This window comes from Hyphomicrobiales bacterium (assembly GCA_002869065.1).
GTDB lineage: Bacteria > Pseudomonadota > Alphaproteobacteria > Rhizobiales > Rhodobiaceae > Rhodobium.
The window spans coordinates 869,633-889,782 of the sequence record PKTR01000002.1 but is presented as its reverse complement, the minus strand read 5'-3'; the positions used below and the strand labels follow the sequence as shown (position 1 = coordinate 889,782).

Sequence of the window (20,150 nt, the reverse complement as noted above, 5' to 3'; positions counted from 1 at the left end):
GGTCGCGCAATTCACTTTCTCGTCGATGCGTTGAAAAAGCGTAATCGTTACCGAACCGCAACAGCGATTGGCCGCAACCTGCCGCAAACCGCGGCAGATGGTCAAAGAACGAGCCGCGAGCGGCGCGCCTCATAGAGCATGATGCCGGTCGAAACCGCGAGATTGAGCGAATCGGCGCGTCCCGCCATCGGGATCTTCACCAGCCGGTCGCAAGAATCCGCGATCCGTTGCGGCAGGCCCGACTGCTCGTTGCCCATCAACAGGATCATCGGCTCGGGATAGTCGATGGTGCGATAGTCAACGGCGCCGGCCAGATGCGTGCCGATCACCGGACCGGGGAACGTGTCCTTCCAGGCAAGGAACTCCTCGACGCTTGCCTTCACCACCGGCACGGCAAAGATCGAGCCCATGGTGGCGCGCACCGTTTCGATCGAGAACGGATCGACTGTGTCGCCGATCAAAATGACGCCGGACGCGCCGACGGAATCGACGGTGCGGATGACGGTGCCGAGATTGCCCGGATCCTTGATGTTTTCGAGCGCCACCCACACGGTCGCGCCCGACGCGTCGATATCGGCGAGCTTCTTGAGCCGCTGACGGAACACGCCGATCACCATCTGCGGATTGTCGCGATGCGTCATCTTGGAAAGCACGGCTTCCGACACCTGCAGGATGAGCCCGCCGCGCGCCTTCACCTTCGCCGCCGTCTGCGCCACCGCGTCCTGCGTGCCGATCTTTTCCGCGTGCACGAAGATCTCGATCGGCCAGCCGGCCTCGACCGCATCGGTGACGAGCTTCAGCCCCTCGGCGACGAAGCGGCCGGTCTGCTGGCGAAATTTGCGCTGCTGCAGCGAGCGGATGTCCTTGACGGTGGGATTGGCAAGGCTGGTGACCGTTTTCACCACGCCCGGCCGAACAGGGGAGGTCTTTGCGTCGCTCATTTGTCGCTCCAGCGTGCGAAAAGCGAGGTCGACAGCGCCCGGCCCGTCTGGTCGCCCGTGCTTTTTTCCATCAGCACCAGCTCGCCGGAATCGACCCGCCCGCCATAGCCGTTCATGGTTTCGACCATCAGCTCGTGCATCGACAGGAACGAGGCGCGGATCGAATAGGCCGTAAGCGTCAGGAACAGAGCTTCGGGCGAAAGGATGTCGCGGCACATCGCGACCATTTCCGGCAGATTGTCGAACAGCTGCCAGATCTCGCCCTTCGGGCCGCGGCCGTATTTCGGCGGGTCGAGCAGGATGCCGTCATAGACATTGCCGCGCCGGCCCTCGCGCGCGACGAACTTCACCGCGTCGTCGCAGATCCAGCGGATCGGCTTGTCCTCGAGGCCGGACAGTTCCTGATTTTCGCGCGCCCAGCCGATCGCCTTCTTGGAAGCATCCACATGGGTGACATGGGCGCCGGCTTCCGCCGCCATCAGCGAGGCGACGCCGGTATAGCCGAACAGGTTGAGGATCCGCACCGGCCGGTCTGCCTGCTTGATGCGCTCGCGCATCCACATCCAGTGCGCGACCTGCTCGGGAAACAGGCCGACATGGCGGAACGAGGTGAAGCGGCCATGGAACCGCACCGGCCCGCAATGCATCGGCCAGGTCTCGTCGAGCGAGCCGCGGTAGCGCCAGCGGCCCGGACCCTCTTCCTCGACATCGCCGGTAAAGGTCGCGTCCGCACGGTCCCACACCGCGTCCGGCAGGCGGCGCGCGCCAAGCGCCTGCGGTTCCGGCCGCACGATGGTCAGGTGACCGTAGCGCTCGAGCTTCTCGCCGTGCCCCATGTCGAGAAGGCGGTAGTCGTCCCAGCCCTCGGTGGTCAGCATCACCGGCCAGTGGCCTTCGGCCGGCCCCTTCGCCGGAGCCGTGCGCGGGGTGGCGTCGCCGGCAGTCTTTTCCTGGGGTTGCGTGCTGTTGGTGGTGGCTTTCTTCACCACGGATCTCCTGATCGGCAAATTTCGAACCTACGAGTAGTCCGGCGGTGCCGAGCGGGTCAATCGCGCCCTTTCGCACCTTCGCCGAAAGTCGTGCGAAAAAATCCTGATGCGCCCTGTTGCCGCAGGCCTCGGGAAAGGGCAATCTGTTGTCCGAACACGCAAAACGAAGAAACCGGAATTCGGCCATTTTCGTCGAGAATACCCGGAATAGCTGCGTAACAATGAGCGTTCGCCCCGGTCGAATTGGCGGCCCCTCGGCGGGCGTTTCAAGGAATGGGAGGCCAGCAGCCTCATGGAAATGACGGGCGAATATCGGATCGCCGCACCCCGCGAGACGGTCTGGAAGGCACTGAACGACCCCGAAATCCTGGCCGCGTCGATACCCGGCTGCAAGGAACTGGAACAGGTTGCGGACAATGAAATGACGGCGACGGTGGTCGCCAAGGTCGGCCCGGTGAAGGCGACCTTCAAGGGCCACGTCACGCTCGGCGATATCGTGCCGCCGGAGAGCTACACGATCTCCGGCGAGGGCAAGGGCGGCGTCGCCGGCTTCGCCAAGGGCGGTGCCGATGTGCACCTCGCCGAGGATGGCGAGGGCACGATCCTCACCTACACCGCCAAGGCCCAGGTCGGCGGCAAGCTCGCCCAGCTCGGTTCGCGGCTGATCGATTCCACCGCCAAGAAGATGGCCGACGAGTTCTTCTCCAAGTTCAGCGAGATCGTCGGCGGCGAAAGCGAGGCGGCAGCCTCGGCCGAACCGGACGCGACACTGCGCGAGGTCGGCTTCGAACACGCCGTGCACGAGGCCGAAGAGGTCGCCGGCAAGGTGGTCGACGCGGCCAAGCGGGTCGAACACGAGGCGGAAGAAAAGCTCGAAAAGGCCGCTGCCCGCGGCTTCCTCGGCGGTCCTGTCGCCTGGGCACTGTGGCTGCTCGGCTTCATCATCATCGTCATGATGCTGCTCGAGCTCCGCCAGTAGCGGACAATCGGATGTTGCTCACCGGCGGGGCCGCAGAGCTCTGCTGGCGAGCGCACGACAAAGGTGCCGGACATCGGCACCTGAAAAACAAAAGGGCGGAAAACCGCCCCGTATCGCTTTGCAAGGGAGGAGATGTCCATGGCTTCAGTGACCATGACGGTAAATGGACGGACGGTTAAACGCGACGTGGAGGACCGCACGCTGCTGGTGGATTTCATCCGCGGCAATGTCGGCCTGACCGGCACCCATGTGGGCTGCGACACGTCGCAATGCGGTGCATGCCTCGTTCTGGTGGACGGCCGGGCGGTGAAGTCGTGCACCATGCTGGCGGCGTCTGCCGACGGTTCCGAGGTGATCACGGTCGAAGGCGTCGCCTCGGGTGATGAACTGCACCCGGTGCAGGCGGCGTTCCGCGAACACCACGGCCTGCAGTGCGGCTTCTGCACCCCGGGCATGATCATTTCGGCAATCGACATGATCAACCGTCATGGAGGCAACCTCGACGAGGCGACCATCCGCCACGAGCTGGACGGCAACATCTGTCGCTGCACCGGCTACCACAACATCGTCAAGGCGATCAAAGCGGCGGCCGATGCCATGGCTCCCGCCGCCGCTGCCGAATAAAGCCTTTAGGAGGGAACACCATGGGTGTTGAAGGGATTGGTGCGCGCGTCACCCGCAAGGAAGACAAGCGCTTCATCACCGGCCGCGGCCGGTATACCGACGATATGGTCGTGCCGGGCATGTGCCATGCCGCCTTCGTGCGCAGCCCGCACGCGCACGCTAAAATCCTGTCGATCGACACGTCGGCTGCTGAAACCATGCCGGGCGTCATCGGCGTCCTCAACGGCACGCAGCTTCAGGGCGACGGCATCGGCAATCTGATCTGCGGCTGGATGATCCATTCCAAGGACGGCTCGCCGATGAACATGGGCGCCTGGCCGGCGCTCGCCACCGACCGGGTCCGCCATGTCGGTCAGGCAATCGCCGTCGTCGTCGCCGAGACCCGCGCCGAAGCGCGCGATGCGGCCGAAGCCGTCGTCGTCGAATATGAAGAGCTCGACGCCGTGGTCGACGCGGTCGCCGCGATGGCCGATGGCGCGCCGCAGCTTCATCCCGAAGCCCCCGGCAACATGATCTACGACTGGGAGATCGGCGACAGCTCTGCCGTCGACGCGGCCATTTCGAGCGCCGCCCACGTCACCAAAATGGAGATCGTCAACAACCGCCTGGTGCCGAACGCGATGGAACCGCGCGCCGCACTTGGCGTCTATGACGCGGCCGAAGAGCACTACACCTGCTACACCACGAGCCAGAACCCGCATGTGGCGCGGCTCGTCATGAGCGCCTTCTATCAGGTCGCGCCCGAGCACAAGCTGCGGGTCATCGCGCCCGATGTCGGTGGCGGTTTCGGCTCCAAGATCTACATCTACCCCGAAGAGATCGTCTGCCTGTGGGCCTCCAAGCGCACCGGCGTGCCGGTCAAGTGGGTCGCCGACCGCACCGAAAGCTTCATGACCGACGCCCATGGCCGCGACCACGTCACCCACGTGGAAATGGCCTTCGACGCCGACAACAAGATGACGGCGCTGAAGGTCGACACGGTGGCCAATTTCGGCGCCTACATGTCGCTGTTCTCAAGCGCCGTGCCGACCTATCTCTACGCCACGCTCTTGTCGGGCCAGTACGCCATCCCGGCGATCCACTGCAATGTGCGGGCGATCTACACCAACACCGTCCCGGTCGACGCCTATCGCGGCGCGGGCCGGCCGGAAGCGACCTACGTTCTGGAGCGCATCGTCGAGACCGCCGCGCGTGAACTCGACGTCACCCCGGCGGATCTGCGGCGCACCAACTTCATCCGCACCTTCCCCTACCAGACGCCGGTCATCATGGCCTATGACGCCGGCGACTACGACGCCTCGCTCGATGCGGCCCTTGCCGCAGCCGACGCGGACGGTTTCGAAGCCCGGCGGGCGGAAGCCAAGGCGCGCGGCAAGCTGCGTGGCATGGGCCTGTCCTGCTACATCGAGGCCTGCGGCATCGCGCCGAGCCAGGCGGTCGGCTCTCTCGGCGCCGGCGTCGGCCTGTGGGAATCGGCTGAAGTCCGGGTCAACCCGGTCGGCACGGTCGAGGTCCTCACTGGCTCGCACAGCCACGGCCAGGGTCACGAGACGACCTTCGCCCAGCTGGTCAACGAACGCTTCGGCCTGCCGGTCGAAAACGTCCAGATCGTCCATGGCGACACCGACAAGGTGCAGTTCGGCATGGGCACCTACGGCTCGCGTTCCGGCGCGGTCGGCATGTCGGCCATCGTCAAGGCGCTCGACAAGGTCGAGGCCAAGGCGAAGAAGATCGCCGCCCATTTGATGGAAGCCTCCGAGGGCGACATCGTCATCGAGGGCGGAGAGGTGAAGGTTGCCGGCACCGACAAGAAGCTGTTGTGGCACGAGGTCTGCCTCGCCGCCTACACCGCGCACAACCTGCCCGAGGGCATGGAGCCGGGTCTGAAGGAGGGCGCGTTCTACGACCCGTCCAACTTTACCTTCCCCGCCGGCTCCTATGTCTGCGAGGTCGAGGTCGATCCCGACACGGGCAAGACCGAGATCGTTCAGTTCGTTGCGGCCGACGACTTCGGCACCATCATCAATCCGATGATCGTTGAGGGTCAGGTCCATGGCGGTATCGCGCAAGGCATCGGCCAGGCCATGCTGGAAGGCTGCGCATATGATGCGGAGTCCGGCCAGATCCTGACCGCGTCCTACATGGACTACACCATGCCGCGTGCCGACGATCTGCCGTCGTTCCGCGTGATGACCACCGAGACCATCTGCCCGGGCAACCCGCTCGGCATGAAGGGCTGCGGTGAGGCCGGCGCCATTGGGTCGCCGCCCGCCGTCATCAACGCGATCACGGACGCCATCGGCAACAACAACCTGAACATGCCCGCCACGCCGCTTGCGGTCTGGAAGGCACTTCGTTCGGCTTAAACAGGAACCGGCACGAACTGGACCCGGTCGGCACCGCCGGCCGGGGCGCCCGCAAGGCGGGCACGGTTCGAGGAGGGCAAGAGATATGTACGAGACCACTTACCATCGCGCCGGTAGCGTTGCGGATGCAGCCGCCAAGCTCGCCGGCGCCGAAGAAGCGAAGATCCTGGCCGGCGGCCAGACACTGATCCCGACCATGAAACAGCGCCTCGCCGCACCGTCCGACCTGATCGATATCCGCCGGCTCGACGAGCTGAAGGGCATCGAGGTCGCTGGCGGCACGGTCACCATCGGGGCTGGAACGGCACATGCCGACGTCGCCAATTCCGACGCGGTCAACGGCGCCATTCCGGCGCTTGCGACCCTCGCCGGCCTGATCTGCGATCCGCATGTCCGCCACATGGGCACGATCGGCGGCTCGATCGCCAACAACGACCCGGCGGCGGACTATCCGGCCGCCGTGCTGGCGCTCGGCGCAACCGTCACCACGACCAAGCGCACGATCGCGGCGGACGACTACTTCCAGGGTCTGTTCGAAACCGCGCTCGACGATGACGAGATCATCACCAGGGTTTCGTTCCCGGTGCCGGCCAAGGCGGGCTACGCCAAGTTCCCGAACCCGGCTTCGCGCTATGCGATGTGCGGTGTCTTCGTCGCCCAGATGGCCGATGGCTCGGTTCGGGTCGCCGTCACCGGCGCCGGCAACAACGGCGTCTTCCGTCACGAAGGCATGGAAGCCGCGCTCGCCGCCAACTGGTCGGTCGACGCGGTGGCGGACCAGACGGTGTCCGCCGACGACATGATCGGCGACATGCACGGCTCGGCCGAGTACCGCGCCAATCTGGTGACGGTGATGGCCAAGCGCGCGGTCGCCGCTGCCGGCTGAACTGTTTCGCCGAACCGGCGACCCCGCCAGCGGTGCGTTGGCCGTTCGCCGGATCGGTGACCGCAAACGGCCGTAACGCTCCGCGACGCGGATCGCGCGGCTGCCAGAGAAATCGGAAAAGGCGGGTCTTCGGGCCCGCCTTTTTTCGCGGCCGCGACCGGCTTCTCACCCGAATTGCGACGAGCCGGGCCCGCTTGACGGCGCAAGAGCCTCGCATTCCTAACGCTCCCGCGCTCATCCGCGGGAACCACGGCTCTGCTGTCGGAATCGGGCGTTTGAGGCTGTCGTCCAATGCGCCGAGGGAAGTCAAATAAAATGTGGAAAAACAGCAGCTTAGAGAAATACTGCAGTTCAATTTCTCGCTATGCCGAGGTATTATTTAACAGCATCAGGTGGGCGCTGAGCGGAAAAGTAAGCCAAAAATACCTTGTGGCCTTGAAATTTCACCCTTGTCACCCTGACCGTGATTGCGAATGCGAGCAGATTAAATTTTATTTTGGATGCATTTTCCATCCATGAATATCCATCATGGAGTTTTTAATATCTGAAATCGATATTTAGAATCGCAAAATATCGCGAAAAACCTCATCGTTGACGATTTAACTTGATAGGCGTAATCTGAATCACGTATCCAAAACAGAATGTTTTGGAGTCAAGATGGCCAATTCAATGGAAAGGCCTCGCGATGAAGCTGATACTTTCCCCGGAAGACCTTGCTGCGCTCAGCCCGTCGGCCCGCGCTGAAATCATCGAGCTCCTGATGATCGCTGCGGGCGATGGTCCCGATGCCAATTTGGAAGACCTCGGCGAAGCGTTCGCCGATTTCGAGATGGCCGATGTCGTCGCACTCGGCGCCGACGAACTCGCGCTCCTGATGGAGAACGTCTCGGAGAAATACCAGAAGGGCCTGCGGGTCTTTGCCGAACAGGGGCCGATCATCGGCGCCGGCGCACTGCGCAAGGTCGGCATCGACAACGTGCCGCACTTCCAGTCGCGCATCACCATCCGCACGCGCACCATAACCGGCAACCCGACCGCCTTCCTGATGAGCTGGGACGACTGGACGGAATATGACGACGGCTGGGGCCGCTACGCCATGCACCCCACGACCTACGAGTCGCTGAAGAGCTTCTTCGGCATCGAGGGGTGAGCCAGCCCGAGGTGCCAATCCCATTCTGGACCACGGCTCGCTCGGCAGTGGCAACACGCGGCGCTCTTGTGCGGTCGTAGTGGAACGCCGTCCGATGGTCTTATGCCGCCATCACCCGGGCGCTCCAGACAACCATGCCGGCACGCGGCCATCTCCGCCGATTGGGCCTTGCCATCCTCCAGCCCTGATCTCCCTTCCGCGCCTTGGGAATCCCCCACCCCCTCTCCCGTCATCCTCCGGCTCGACCGGAGGATCGTTCTCCCCGCGGGCGGTGTCTGAAAAGGAGACGACGCGGGCCTTGTTGGTCTCTCGCGGCAAGCCAAGCCAAATCGCGTGCGCGCATGGGGCCGATCCTCCGGACGAGCCGGAGGATGAAGCCGAAAAAAGAGGGTGACTCAGGTGAAAAGGAACCCCTGGCAAACGGGAGCCGGGTCAGGAGCGGGGCCGCTCTTGGCCGCCGGTGAAAGGCTGGAGTTTCGTCGTCGCCTGTTGCTATGCGCGCGCCAAAAGCGCAGCGACTTGAGAACTCAGGGAACCCGTCTTACGGCCGCGAACAGGAAAGCACTCAGACGTGCTGGCCGCCATTGATGTGGATTTCGGCGCCGGTCACGTAGGAACTCGGCGGGGTGCACAGGAAGAAGATCGTGTCGGCGACTTCTTCCGGCCGGCCAAGGCGGCGCAGCGGAATGTCCTCGATCATCTTTTCCGTGCCCGGCGACAGGATCGCGGTGTCGATCTCGCCCGGCGCGATCGCGTTGACGCGGATGCCGTGCGGCCCGAAGTCGGCGGCCATCTCGCGGGTGAGCGAATTGAGCGCGGCCTTCGAGGTCGCGTAAGCCGTGCCGGCGAACGGGTGCACCCGGCTGCCGACGATCGAAGTGACGTTGACGATGGAGCCGCCGGCGGTCTTCATCTCCTTGAAGAGCCCGCGCGCCAGCATGATCGGTGCGAAGAAATTGACCTGGAACACCGTGCGCCACAGATGCATCGGCGTGGCGATCGAATCGAGGCGACCGCCATCCTGGTTTTTCGGGCTGATGGCCGCGTTGTTGACGAGCGCGTCGAGACGTCCGCCGTTCTCTTCAAGCCGATTGCGCATCTCGGCGACCGCAACGCCGAGATTGTCCGGATCCGAGAGGTCGAGCTGAATGTGATCCTCCGGCCCCATCGGCCACGGGCATTTGTCCGAAAACGGATGGCGCGAACAGGTGATGACCCGCCAGCCTGCGGCGGAAAACCGCTTCACCGTCGCGTGACCGATCCCCCGGCTGGCGCCGGTCAGGATGATCGTTTTCCGAGGTTCGCTCTTCTTTGCAGGCATGGCTTATCTTCCGCGTTGCAGCATGGTCTAAGGTAGGGTGATCCCGCCATGAATGCCAGCGCAATCGATACCACTTTTTCAAATCCCGGTGGCGACCCGGCACCGCGCGCCGGTCTGGTGTCTACAGGCGGACGATCGATCCCGCCGCCGCCCGCGCATCGTCGGCATCGTGGGTGACGAGCAGCGTCGGCAGTCCAAGCCGCTGCGCCTCGGCAAAAACCAGCAAACGGATCTGTTCACGCAAATCCGTGTCGAGCTTGGAAAAGGGTTCGTCGAGCAACAGCGCGTTCGGTTCGGAAACCAGCACCCGGACGAGCGCGACCCGTGCCCGCTGCCCCCCCGAAAGCGTTGCCGGATCGCGGGACCCCATGCCGTCGAGCCCGACTTCGGCAAGTGCTGCCGCTGCGCGCTGGCGCCGCGCCGCCGTCCCGCGAATGTCGGCGGGCAGCGCAAAGGCCACATTGTCGCCGACCGAGAGATGCGGAAACAGCAGATCGTCCTGAAACAGGATGCCGATATGGCGCGCATGCGGGGCAAGCGCCGTGACATCGGCGCCACGCAGCGTGACCCGACCGCTCATCGAAAATGTCGGCTCGAGAAATCCGCCGATGGCGGCAAGCAGGGTCGATTTGCCCGAGCCCGACGGCCCCATCACCGTGGCGATCTCACCCGGGCGCACCTTGAGGCTGACCCGCAGCAGTTCCCGCCCGCGCAGGTCGACGGCAACGTCGTCAAGAACGAGGCCGGCGTGGTCCGCGGAGGTGTCGACGGGTGTAATCATGCGCCTATCCTTAGCCCGCGCCGGTTACGGAAGGCGAGTGCCGGCCCGATGGTGGCAAGCGCGAAGGCGACGAACGGCAGCACCACCTGAATGAGCGCATAGACGCCAATGACGCGCCGGTCGCCGCCGGCGGCAAGCGCGACCGCTTCCGTTGTCACCGTTGGCCAGCGCCCGGCGCCGACGATCAGGGTCGGCAGGTACTGGCCGATGCTGACGGCAAAACCGACGGCTGCCGCCGTCGCGACCGCGGCGGCCAGCATCGGCAGGCGGATACGCCAGAACACCCGGTTTTCCCCGGCACCGAGCCCGGCGGCCGCAACGCCATAGCGGCGGTCGAAGGCGCGCCAGGGGTCGGCCAGCGACAGGAACACATAGGGCATGACGAAGATCAGATGCACAAACACGACGGCGCCGAGCGTCGCATCGAGCCCGATCCATAGAAACAGGATCTTGAGCCCGAAAAGGAAGGCGATTTGCGGCACGATGAGCGGAATGTACAGGAGAAGCAGCGAGCGCGATCCGGTCGTGATCCGCTGCCGGTTTTCGTTTTCGAGCGCGCCGAGCACGAGCGCGAGCGCAACCCCCGTTGCCGCAAGCCCGATCAGCACCGTCGGGCCGATCACATCCGCGAGCATCGGCGCCTCGCTTGCCCAAATCCTGAAGCTGATGGAGACCGGCAGCGCATCGGGAAACCGCCAGAAGCTGGCGACCGACCATAGCGCCAGTCCCGCGAGCCCGAGCGCGACCGAGCCGACGACGATCGCCATGCCGCTGGCGCCGAGCCCGCGCAACAGCCCGTCATGCGGCCGGCGATAGCCGTCGATGAGGCGAGCGCGGGCAAGCCGCACCACGCCGATCTCGCCGAACCGCCACAGCGCCAGGGCTGCGAGTGTCACGCCAAGCTGCAGAAGCGCCCCCGCCGAGGCCGTCAGCCGCATGGTCAGCTCCGGATCGTTCATCCAGCGCACAAGCTGAACGCTGAGTGGCGGCGGCAGGGTCGGTCCGAGGATCAGCGCCACGTCGATGACCGACGACGCATAGGCGATGACGGCAAGGATCGGCAGGCGGATCTGTCGGTAGAGGCGGGGAAGTACCGCGATGGTCCAGCCAGCGATACGGCCATACCCGAAACTCGTCGTCACCTGCGTCAACCGCCGCGCATCAGTCTGCGGCAGGGCGGCGAGGGTGACGAGAAAGAGGAACGGGATTTCCTTGATGACGAGCCCGGCCATCATCGAAAGCCCGAGCGGATCGTTGAGGATGAGCCAGTCGGGCGGCGCGGTGAAGCCGGTAGCCCAGGGCGACAATGCGCGCACGATCCAGCCGGACGGAGCGATCAGGAAGGCAAGGCCGAAAGCCGCCGCCGCATGGGGCAGCGACAGAAGAGGCGAGAGAAGATGGGTCAGCACGCGAAAGAGCCGCGTGCCCTGCCAGCCGGCAACGAACAAAAGCACGGCGCCGAGCGAAACTGCCGTGGTGATGAGCCCGGTCGCCAGGCTGAGCAGGATCGACGTGCCGATACCGGGGGTCGCGAAGACCGCCCGCCAGGGATCGAGCGAGAAACCGTTGGCGCCGAGGGCAGGCAGATAGCCAAAGGCGGGGAAAACGATCCCCGCCAACCCGGCAATGACGGGACCGACAAGGATCCCGACCGCCACCACCGGAACCAGCCGCAACAGCATTGCGCGCGCCTTACTTGGCGCCGTAGCGCGCGGTCCAGGCCTCTTCGAGCCGCGTCATCCACGAGGGATGCGGCTCGGGAATCGCCGCTCCGAGTTCGGCCGGCGACAGCGTTGCGGGCCCGAGATCGATGGCGTCCAGCGCGGCGCGGTCGTCGTCCGACAGCTTCGACGGATCGAGCACGGTGAAATCGCCCCACACATCCGGCTTCTGCTTTTCGATCTGCGCCTTCGGCGACATCAGGAAGTTGGCGACCACCATCGCCGCCGCCTTGGAGTTGGCGTTGAAGGGAATGGCGACGAAATGGCTGTTGCCGATGGTGCCCTTGTCGAAGACGAAGGAGCGCACCGTATCAGGCAGCTCGCCGCGCGCGATCGCCGAGCTGGCTTCTGACTGGGTGAAGGAAAAGGCGATCTCCGTTTCGCCGTCGGCGAGCAGGCGGCGCAGCGCGGCGGCGTTTTGCGGGAACGCCCGTCCGGCGCGCCACAGATGCGGGTGCAGCTCGTCGAGCCAGGCAAACAGCGGCGCGGTGACCGCGTCGAAATCGGCCTCGTCAACCGGCTTCTGCAAAACGGCCGGATCGGCGACGAGTTCGGCGAGCGCCTGCTTCAGGAAGGTCGAGCCGGTGAAATCGGGCGGCTGCGGATAGCTGAAGCGGCCCGGATTGGCCTTTGCCCATTCAAGCAGGGCGGCCACCGAGCGCGGCGGCTCCGCCGTGCGGGCCGTGTCGTGGTAAAAGACGAGCTGCGCCATGCCCCACGGCGCTTCGAGCCCGTCGGTCGGCACGGTGAAATCGCTGATCACGGTCGGCTTGCCGGTAACGTCGACGAAAGCGAAGTTCGGCAGCTTGTCGGCCCAGCCCTTGTCCATCAACAGGCCTTGCCGCTTCATCGCGGCGAAGTTCTCGCCATTGACCCACACCAGATCGACACTGCCGCCCTCGGTCTTGCCGGCGGTCTTTTCCGCCAGCACCTGCGACACCACGCTCGCCGTATCCTCGACCTTCACCTGGGTGATGCGCACGCCGTACAGGACTTCGACCGAGCGGCTGACCCAGGCGATATAGGCGTTGATGCGCGGCTCGCCGCCCCAGGCGTGCCAGTAGATCATCTTGCCGCGCGCGTCCGAGAGCACGGCATCCCAGTTCGCCGGATCGGGATCTGCGGCCGCCGCGCTCTGCGGCGCGAGCGCATAGGAGAAGGTGGCAAGGCAAAGGGTGAGCGTCGACAGGAGACGGTGCAACATGCGGATACGGTCCTTGGTGTTCCCCAACGATTTTGGACTGTTCTACCGTTCCACCCGGCGCTTGGCCAGCGGATGAAGGACAGCGGGGAACGGACCGTGGACCGCGCGCGGCATCACGGTCAAGACACGCCCCGGTGAGGACGTGAAACGGGCGGCAAATCGATTGATCCGCCGCCCGCAAAATCACTCCGCCTGCACCCGCAGATGCGTGGCAGGTTGCTCGTTATATCTCGGCCTTACTTCGCCGGTTCGGGAACCGGGAAGGTCCAGCTTCCGTCGAGGATCTCCTGGCGCGGCATGTAGAGGCGCACGGTGTAGTTCCATTCCGGCGTGATCGGAATGCAGTTCACTCGCCCGTCGTCGCAGCCGCCGAAATTGATCGTGTAGGAACCATCCTCGTTCGCCTTGGCGGTGACGTCGTTATAGCTGTTGCGCTTCAGCTCGTTCGGCTCGAGATAGCCGTCGGCGTTGTAGACGGTGATCTACCAGAACGCGTCGACAGGCACATCCTTGACGGTAACAGTGTAAGGCGTCTTGCCGTCATTCCCCTCGACGCTGCCGAGCACCGCACTTGCCGTCGTCGCCGGCTGACCGGCCCAGCCGGCCATGGCACCGACCATGTGGTCGATCGGGTCGACCTCGTCCTTCAAACCGAAGCCGCGGGCCGCATTGAAGCCGACCGCGCTCGCCAGATCGTTCAGCGCCTTGCGTGCCTTTGTGAGGGTTTCCTGATCCCAGTCCGGCGCCTCGAACGGCCCCTTGCCGCCGCCGCTGACTTTGATGCCGTCCTGCGCGGCGTGCGCCGCCTTGACGTCCTCGGGATCGTTGACGTCTAGGAAGGTGCGGAACAGGATGTAGGCGAAGCGCGTGCCGACCTTCTCTTCGGTCAGCTCATAGCTTCCGGGCTCCGCCTCGACATAGTTGTAGTGGTCCTGGTTGATCACCAGCATCGACTGAAACCGCCCGCCGAGCTCCGGCAGGGTGATCGTGACCGGTTTGGACAGGTCGAGGATGAGTCCGGAATAGAGCGTGTCCTGGTTGGAACGGATGATCGACTGCGGTTTTTCGGCGGAGACCGGCTCGCGCAGGTGGATCAGTTCTCCGATGTCGATCTTGTAGCCGGCCAGATTGAGCCGGATCATGTGGTCGGTTTCGGCGCGGACGAGATTGTCGAGCGTAACCGGTTCCGCGGCAAATGCCGGAGCGCAAAGCGCCGAAGTGCAAAGAGCAAGGGTCAGAAGGAGCCTCATTTTGATGATCCTTTCCTGTCAGCGCGCCGGTCGAAATGTCGCCGGGGCCTTTTTCCGCAAGAAAATGTCGGAACGCGAAAACGCCATCGTGAAGCGTTCGCTCGCCTGTTGATTGAAAACATGCGGTCGAGCCCTTCAGATATGCTCGATGCCGTTGTTTTCTTAGCATGCACAAAGTGATCATTTCACGCCATACGGGGTAGTAGGGCGGCAAACATAACTCCGCGTCATTGACCCGTTTCCCTAGCGCAATTCGATGCCGTGTTCGGTTTCGAGCACCGTGTCGGCGCCGCGCAAAACGCGCAGGCGAGCCGTATAGCGTCCGGGTTCCCAGCCCTGCGCCGGACGGCGCTTGCCGGCGAAGCGCATCATCTGCGCTTTCAGTCGGGAAACCCGTTCGGCGACGTCGGCAACGATCTCGCGCCCGTCCGGGCCGTCGAGGGTCAGCGCCATCACGTCGCCGGCGCGCAGCCATGTCACGCGGGCGTAGAACACCAGCGCCGGCATATCCGTCGAGCCGGCCGAAATCGCGGCGCTGCCCTCGTCGATCGCCTTCATGCTGACCGCGCCCGCCGCAAAACCGGCGTTGAGCAGCGACACGTCCTGCCGGGCGATCGCGCTGTCGACGGCAGGCGACCACAACGGATGGCGCTCCACGCCGCAGCGCGAGCCGGACGCCGTGGCCGCGCCGGTCATCGGATCGATGATTGCATCGTCCTTGCGAATCCCGAGATGCACATGCGGAAACGCGGTGCGCCCGGAGAGACCGACCTCGCCGAGCTTCGCGCCGCGCGCGACCTTGTCGCCCGGCTCGACGACGATGCTGTCCTTTTTCAGATGGCAATATTGCGTCGTCCAGCCCTCGCCATGGTCGATGACGAGGCCGTTGCCGCATTCCCGGCCCTCGATGTCCGGCTTCCCGCCATTGCGCACCGAAGAATCGTCCATCCCGTCACGCAGGCGCAGCACCGTGCCGTCCGCCGCCGCGAGAACGGCCACGCCATGCCGCATCGCGGCATCGTCGGGGATGCGGATGTCGATCCCCTTGTGGCCATCGTAAGTGCGTTGCAGGCATCCGAAATCCGCCGCGCGCGGCCCCGGATCGGCATCGACGTGGTTCTGCACGAAGCAGTCGACCCCGAGCGTACAGGCAATCGGAAGATCGAAGCGCGGCGCCTCGGCAAGCGCTGGTGCAGCTGCCGCAACGAGCAGCGCGGCGGCGATCATGTGGGTGACTCGAGCCGTCGCTCTTTCGAAAAAGCCGGGCATGCGCGTCTTGACCTCATTGCTGACATCACAGGAGCGGAGTTCGCGGATCGCTCGATCGGATAATCGGCTTCTCCGGCGACTATAAGGCATTCCCTGGCGGGCTGGCCGAAAGCGCTCCGACCCATCGTCAACCACGGGACGAAGCATGCACCGGGCCCATCTTCGACCAAAGGCCTACGGATCAGGCGGGTTTTCGCCCGAATTTGGCGCCTGCGGCGATAGAAACGGTTTGAAACTTTCGGTATTTTCGCGCCAATCCGTCTTTCTGGAGCTTTCCCGTGACCTTCGAAGCCCCCGCCGCGCATCCTCTGCTCGCAGCCCTTCCGATCGCCCCGTTCCGCACGCCTTATGCGCCCGACGACGACATTCTGGTGCACAATCTGCTGCGTGAAACCCGGCTCGAACCGGAAGTCGAGGAACAGATCGACAGGGATGCGACCGAGTCGATCCGCAACATTCGCTACAATTCGAGCGGCATCGGCGGGGTCGAGGAGTTTTTGAAGGAATACTCCTTCTCCACCCGTGAAGGTCTCACCATGATGGTGCTCGCGGAGGCACTGCTTCGCGTGCCGGATGCCGCGACCACTGACCGGCTGATCGAGGACAAGCTCTCGATCACCCATTTCGACGAGCACGAGATCCGCCACGATTCGTTTCTGATCAATGCCTCGACCTGGGCGCTCGGCGTCACCTCGCGCATCGTCAGCCCGACCGACACCCCCGAAGGCATCATCTCCGGCATGGTCAAGCGGCTCGGCGTGCCCGCGATCCGCACCGCGACCCGCAAGGCGATGCACGTGCTCGGCCATCACTTCGTGCTCGGCGAGACGATTGAAAGTGCGCTCGATCGTGCAAAGGCGGCGGAGAAGCGCGGTTATCGCCATTCCTTCGACATGCTCGGCGAGGCGGCCCGCACCCGGGCCGATGCCGAGCGCTACTATCAGGCCTATATCCACGCCATCGAGGCGATCGGCAAGGTCGCCGGCGACGAGCCGCTGCCCGATCGTGGCGGTATCTCGATCAAGCTGTCGGCGCTGCATCCGCGTTACGAGGCGGTCAACGAACTGGCCGTTATCGAGGAGCTCGCTCCGCGCCTCCTGCAGCTCGCGCAAAAGGCCAGGGCGCACAATCTCAACCTGACCGTCGATGCCGAAGAAGCCGACCGGCTCGAGATCTCGCTCGATCTCATCGGCGTGGTTGCCGCCGATCCCTCGCTCACCGGCTGGGACGGGTTCGGTCTTGCCGTGCAGGCCTACCAGAAGCGCGCGCCCGAAGTGATCGACTGGGTCAGCCGGCTGGCCAAGGCGCTCGACCGCCGCTTCATGGTGCGCCTCGTCAAGGGCGCCTACTGGGACACAGAGATCAGTCGCGCCCAGCGCCGCGGTCTCGCTGACTTCCCGGTCTACACCCGCAAGGCCGCGACCGACCTGACCTATCTCGCCTGCGCGCGCCGGCTGTTGCTGGCGCGCCCCCGCCTGTTCCCGCAATTCGCCACCCACAACGCGCTGACCGCGACGCAGATCGCCGCCATGGCCGGCGACAAGTCCGGCTTCGAGTTCCAGAAGCTGCTCGGCATGGGCGATTCCCTGTTCAAGGAATTCGCCGAGGACCGCGGCTTCGCCTGCCGCGTCTACGCGCCGGTTGGCGGTCATCGTGACCTGCTCGCCTATCTCGTCCGTCGCCTGCTCGAAAACGGCGCCAACTCGTCCTTCGTGGCTGCCGTTGGCGACGGCAACGTACCGATCCAGCGCATTATCGAACGCCCGGCAACGCTGCTCGCCAACGACAAGGCGCGCCATTCCCGCATTCGCCGCCCGCTCGACCTCTACGGGCCCGAGCGGCGCAATTCCGCCGGCCTTGAGTTTGGCCACACCTCGTCGCGCGCACCTTTCGCCGACGCGATCGCCAGCCACTCGAAAGCGACGATCGCGGCGACTCCGCTTGTCTCCGGCGCGGCGGCAAGCGGCGCGGCACGTCAGATCGTCAGCCCGGTCGATCGCGCGACAGTCATCGGCTCCGTCGTCGACGCGAGCGCGGAGCTGGCTGGCGAGGCCATTGCCGCCGCACGCACCGGGTTCCGTGCCTGGTCGGCCCGGCCGGTCGCCGAGCGAGCCGCCGCGCTCACCCGTATGGCCGATCTTCTCGAAGCGAACCGCGACCGGCTGATCGCGCTGATGGCGCTCGAGACCGGCAAGACTCTCGCGGACGGCCTCGCCGAACTGCGCGAGGCGGTTGATTTCTGCCGTTACTATGCCGTCGAGGCCGAGCGGTTGTTTGGCGAGACCCGACTGATGCCGGGACCGACCGGCGAGGAAAACCGCTACCGTTATCGCGGACGTGGCGTCTTTGCCTGCATTTCGCCGTGGAACCGGCCGCTGTCGGTTTTCCTCGGTCAGGTCGCGGCGGCGCTGGTGTCGGGCAACGCGGTTGTGGCGAAGCCCGCCGAACAGGCATCGCTGACCGCTTTCGAAGCCGTGAAACTGCTGCACCAGGCCGGCATTCCCGCCGAAATCCTTCAGTTCCTGCCGGGCGACGGCGCGCTTGGCGAAGCCATCGTCGCCGATGAACGGATCGCCGGCGTTGCCTTCACCGGCTCGACCGAGGTCGCGCACAGCATCAACCGGACCCTGGCTGCCAGGAACGGTGCCATCGTGCCGCTGATCGCCGAGAGCGGCGGCATCAACGCCATGATCGTCGATGCGACCGCGTTGCCCGAACAGGTCGCCGACGATGTCGTCGCATCGGCCTTCCGCTCCGCCGGCCAGCGCTCGTCGGCGCTGCGGCTTCTCTTCGTGCAGGACGACGTCGCCGACCACATTCTGGAAATGGTCATCGGAGCTGCGGCGGAACTGCGCCTTGGCGATCCGCGCAAACTGGCGACCGACATCGGTCCGGTCATCGACACGGCTGCGCGCGATGCCCTTCTTGGCCATATCGAGGCGATGCAGGCTGCCGGTCAGCAAATCCTGTTTGCCGGGTCGATCTCGGACGGTGCGCCGGACGGCGGTGCCTTCGTCACGCCGCACGTGATCGCCCTCGACGGTGCGGAACGGCTCGAGAGCGAGGTGTTCGGCCCGATCCTGCACGTCGTGCGCTTCCGCGCCGAGGAACTCGAACAGGTGCTGGAGAAGATCGCGGCGACCGGCTACGGCCTCACGCTCGGCATCCAGAGCCGCATCGACAGCAAGATCGAGAACATCATCGAGCGCATGCCGACCGGCAACATCTACGTCAACCGCGACATCGTCCGCGACGCGGCCGGCACCCAGCCTTTCGGTGGCACCGGCCTGTCCGGCACCGGCCCGAAGGCCGGCGGGCCGGTCTACCTGCTGCGCTTCGCGAGCGAACAGGCGATCTCGATCAACACCGCTTCGGCCGGCGGTAATGCCAGCCTGTTGGCGATGGGCGACGAGTGACGAAAAACACAGCCACGCCGATACATCGGGAATTTTGAATAAAACCGGGGCGCGCTTGAGCATATTGCCGGGCTGGGCAACTATGCGCCCTGATGAAGCCGAACCGCGAAACCACGGACGGGTGGTTCGCTATAACACCGGCGCCAGCAAGCTGAGGGGGTATCAGGCATGGGACGGATCAAGGTCACGCCGAAGGCGGGCGCATCCTTCACGTTTTCCGATTTCGTCGACTATCTGGATTCGCTCATTTTCGATGCGAACATCACGTCGAAGAGCGCGACCAAATTCACCACGGTCTACAATGACGCCAGCGGCAAGATTGTTTCGGTCGTGTCCGGCAGCGGTTTCACCTACGCCAACGATCCCGACAGCCTCGGCGTGAAATCCGGCACCTTCCAGTCCATCGTCGTGAAATCGGGCGGCAGCACGCTCGGTACCATCAGCAATATCAACATCAAGGCGGGCGCCCTGAAAAGCGCGGTCGATGCTGAGAACAACGGCAACGCAACGGCGATCGAGAAGTTCTTCCTCAACAAGGACTGGAACTATATCGGCACCAATGCGAACGACATTGCAACGGCGAGCACGAGGGTCGGCGACGGCTACAAGTTCAACCCGCGCGGCAACGACATCTTCGATCTGCGTGGCGGTAATGACCGGCTTTTCGCCGGCGATGGCAACGACGTCGTCAAGGGCGGCAACGGTAACGACATCATCTGGGGCGGCAATGGCCGCGACAAGCTGTTCGGCGGTGCCGGTAGCGATACGCTCAAGGGCGGCGCGGCCAACGACGTATTGCGCGGCGACACGGGCAACGACATCCTCTTTGGCCAGGCCGGAAATGATCGCTTCATTTTCGACGACGGCTTCGGCAAGGACAAGATCGTCGGTTTCAAGCCGGGCCAGGACGTCATCGATCTCAGGCCCTATTCCGGCCTGACGAAATTCAGCGACCTGACCATCGTTGAAAGAAACGGCAACGCGGTCATCGACCTCGGTACCGACGAAATTACGCTCGGTGGTGTCAGCAAGGCGGCACTCGACGCCGATGATTTCCTGATCTGACGGCAAGCGGTCGAATAGAACACCGGGTTTCGATGTTGAACGCCCCGTCCGGCTTTCGGGCGGGGCTTTCTTGTCCGCGATTCTCTTGCCGCTCGCGGATGATTTCCGGTCCCCGGCCGCCTTTGCAGTTGCGCGCGTATATCTCCACATTCTAAAAAGCTAAAAAACGAACCAATAAGACCATGAGG

14 protein-coding genes and 1 pseudogene are annotated in these 20,150 nt (G+C 64.6%); 7 read left to right on the top strand and 8 right to left on the bottom strand.

The window, feature by feature from the left end:
* Window positions 1-101: 101 nt before the first annotated feature.
* On the bottom strand, window positions 102-941 hold the full coding sequence (locus tag C0606_07850; protein PLX38135.1) for an RNA methyltransferase: 840 nt from the start codon (window positions 939-941) through the stop codon (window positions 102-104).
* Window positions 938-1,819 (bottom strand): SAM-dependent methyltransferase, encoded by an 882-nt coding sequence (locus tag C0606_07845; protein PLX38747.1) that lies wholly within the window; start codon window positions 1,817-1,819, stop codon window positions 938-940. The genes C0606_07850 and C0606_07845 overlap by 4 nt, the downstream gene beginning before the upstream one ends.
* Window positions 1,820-2,222: 403 nt before the next feature.
* Here C0606_07845 and C0606_07840 point away from each other — a divergent pair, with 403 nt between their 5' ends.
* From C0606_07840 to C0606_07820, 5 genes are all read left to right on the top strand, one after another.
* Window positions 2,223-2,909: a carbon monoxide dehydrogenase gene (locus tag C0606_07840; GenBank protein ID PLX38134.1), complete on the top strand. Its 687-nt coding sequence runs from the start codon at window positions 2,223-2,225 to the stop codon at window positions 2,907-2,909.
* A gap of 138 nt (window positions 2,910-3,047) precedes the next feature.
* Entirely contained in the window at window positions 3,048-3,533 is a 486-nt protein-coding gene (locus tag C0606_07835; protein PLX38133.1) for a carbon monoxide dehydrogenase, read from the top strand.
* Window positions 3,534-3,553: 20 nt separating this feature from the next.
* Window positions 3,554-5,899 (top strand): carbon monoxide dehydrogenase, encoded by a 2,346-nt coding sequence (locus C0606_07830; protein ID PLX38132.1) that lies wholly within the window; start codon window positions 3,554-3,556, stop codon window positions 5,897-5,899.
* Window positions 5,900-5,984: 85 nt separating this feature from the next.
* Window positions 5,985-6,785, top strand: a complete 801-nt coding sequence (locus tag C0606_07825; GenBank protein ID PLX38131.1) for a carbon monoxide dehydrogenase — start codon at window positions 5,985-5,987, stop codon at window positions 6,783-6,785.
* Between the two features lie 685 nt (window positions 6,786-7,470).
* Window positions 7,471-7,935 (top strand): hypothetical protein, encoded by a 465-nt coding sequence (locus tag C0606_07820; protein PLX38130.1) that lies wholly within the window; start codon window positions 7,471-7,473, stop codon window positions 7,933-7,935.
* A 565-nt stretch (window positions 7,936-8,500) separates the two neighbouring features.
* On the opposite strand, the gene C0606_07815 is transcribed toward C0606_07820, so the two are convergent.
* From C0606_07815 to C0606_07790, 6 genes and pseudogenes are all read right to left on the bottom strand, one after another.
* A complete protein-coding gene (locus C0606_07815; protein ID PLX38129.1) occupies window positions 8,501-9,256 on the bottom strand; it encodes an oxidoreductase in 756 nt (251 codons plus the stop codon).
* A 121-nt stretch (window positions 9,257-9,377) separates the two neighbouring features.
* A complete protein-coding gene (locus C0606_07810; protein ID PLX38128.1) occupies window positions 9,378-10,037 on the bottom strand; it encodes an ABC transporter ATP-binding protein in 660 nt (219 codons plus the stop codon).
* Window positions 10,034-11,719, bottom strand: a complete 1,686-nt coding sequence (locus C0606_07805) for an ABC transporter permease (protein PLX38127.1) — start codon at window positions 11,717-11,719, stop codon at window positions 10,034-10,036. Before C0606_07805 ends, C0606_07810 begins: the two co-directional genes overlap by 4 nt.
* A gap of 10 nt (window positions 11,720-11,729) precedes the next feature.
* Window positions 11,730-12,962, bottom strand: a complete 1,233-nt coding sequence (locus C0606_07800) for an ABC transporter substrate-binding protein (protein ID PLX38126.1) — start codon at window positions 12,960-12,962, stop codon at window positions 11,730-11,732.
* 236 nt (window positions 12,963-13,198) lie between these two features.
* Window positions 13,199-14,212, bottom strand: a pseudogene (locus C0606_07795) (hypothetical protein).
* A 243-nt stretch (window positions 14,213-14,455) separates the two neighbouring features.
* Complete coding sequence (locus C0606_07790) at window positions 14,456-15,628, bottom strand: M23 family peptidase (GenBank protein PLX38125.1); 1,173 nt, start codon at window positions 15,626-15,628, stop codon at window positions 14,456-14,458.
* A 131-nt stretch (window positions 15,629-15,759) separates the two neighbouring features.
* Here C0606_07790 and C0606_07785 point away from each other — a divergent pair, with 131 nt between their 5' ends.
* The gene (locus C0606_07785; GenBank protein ID PLX38124.1) at window positions 15,760-18,897 is read left to right on the top strand and encodes a bifunctional proline dehydrogenase/L-glutamate gamma-semialdehyde dehydrogenase; all 3,138 of its coding nucleotides are present in this window, start codon (window positions 15,760-15,762) and stop codon (window positions 18,895-18,897) included.
* A 168-nt stretch (window positions 18,898-19,065) separates the two neighbouring features.
* On the top strand, window positions 19,066-19,962 hold the full coding sequence (locus tag C0606_07780; protein ID PLX38123.1) for a hypothetical protein: 897 nt from the start codon (window positions 19,066-19,068) through the stop codon (window positions 19,960-19,962).
* Window positions 19,963-20,150: the final 188 nt, after the last annotated feature.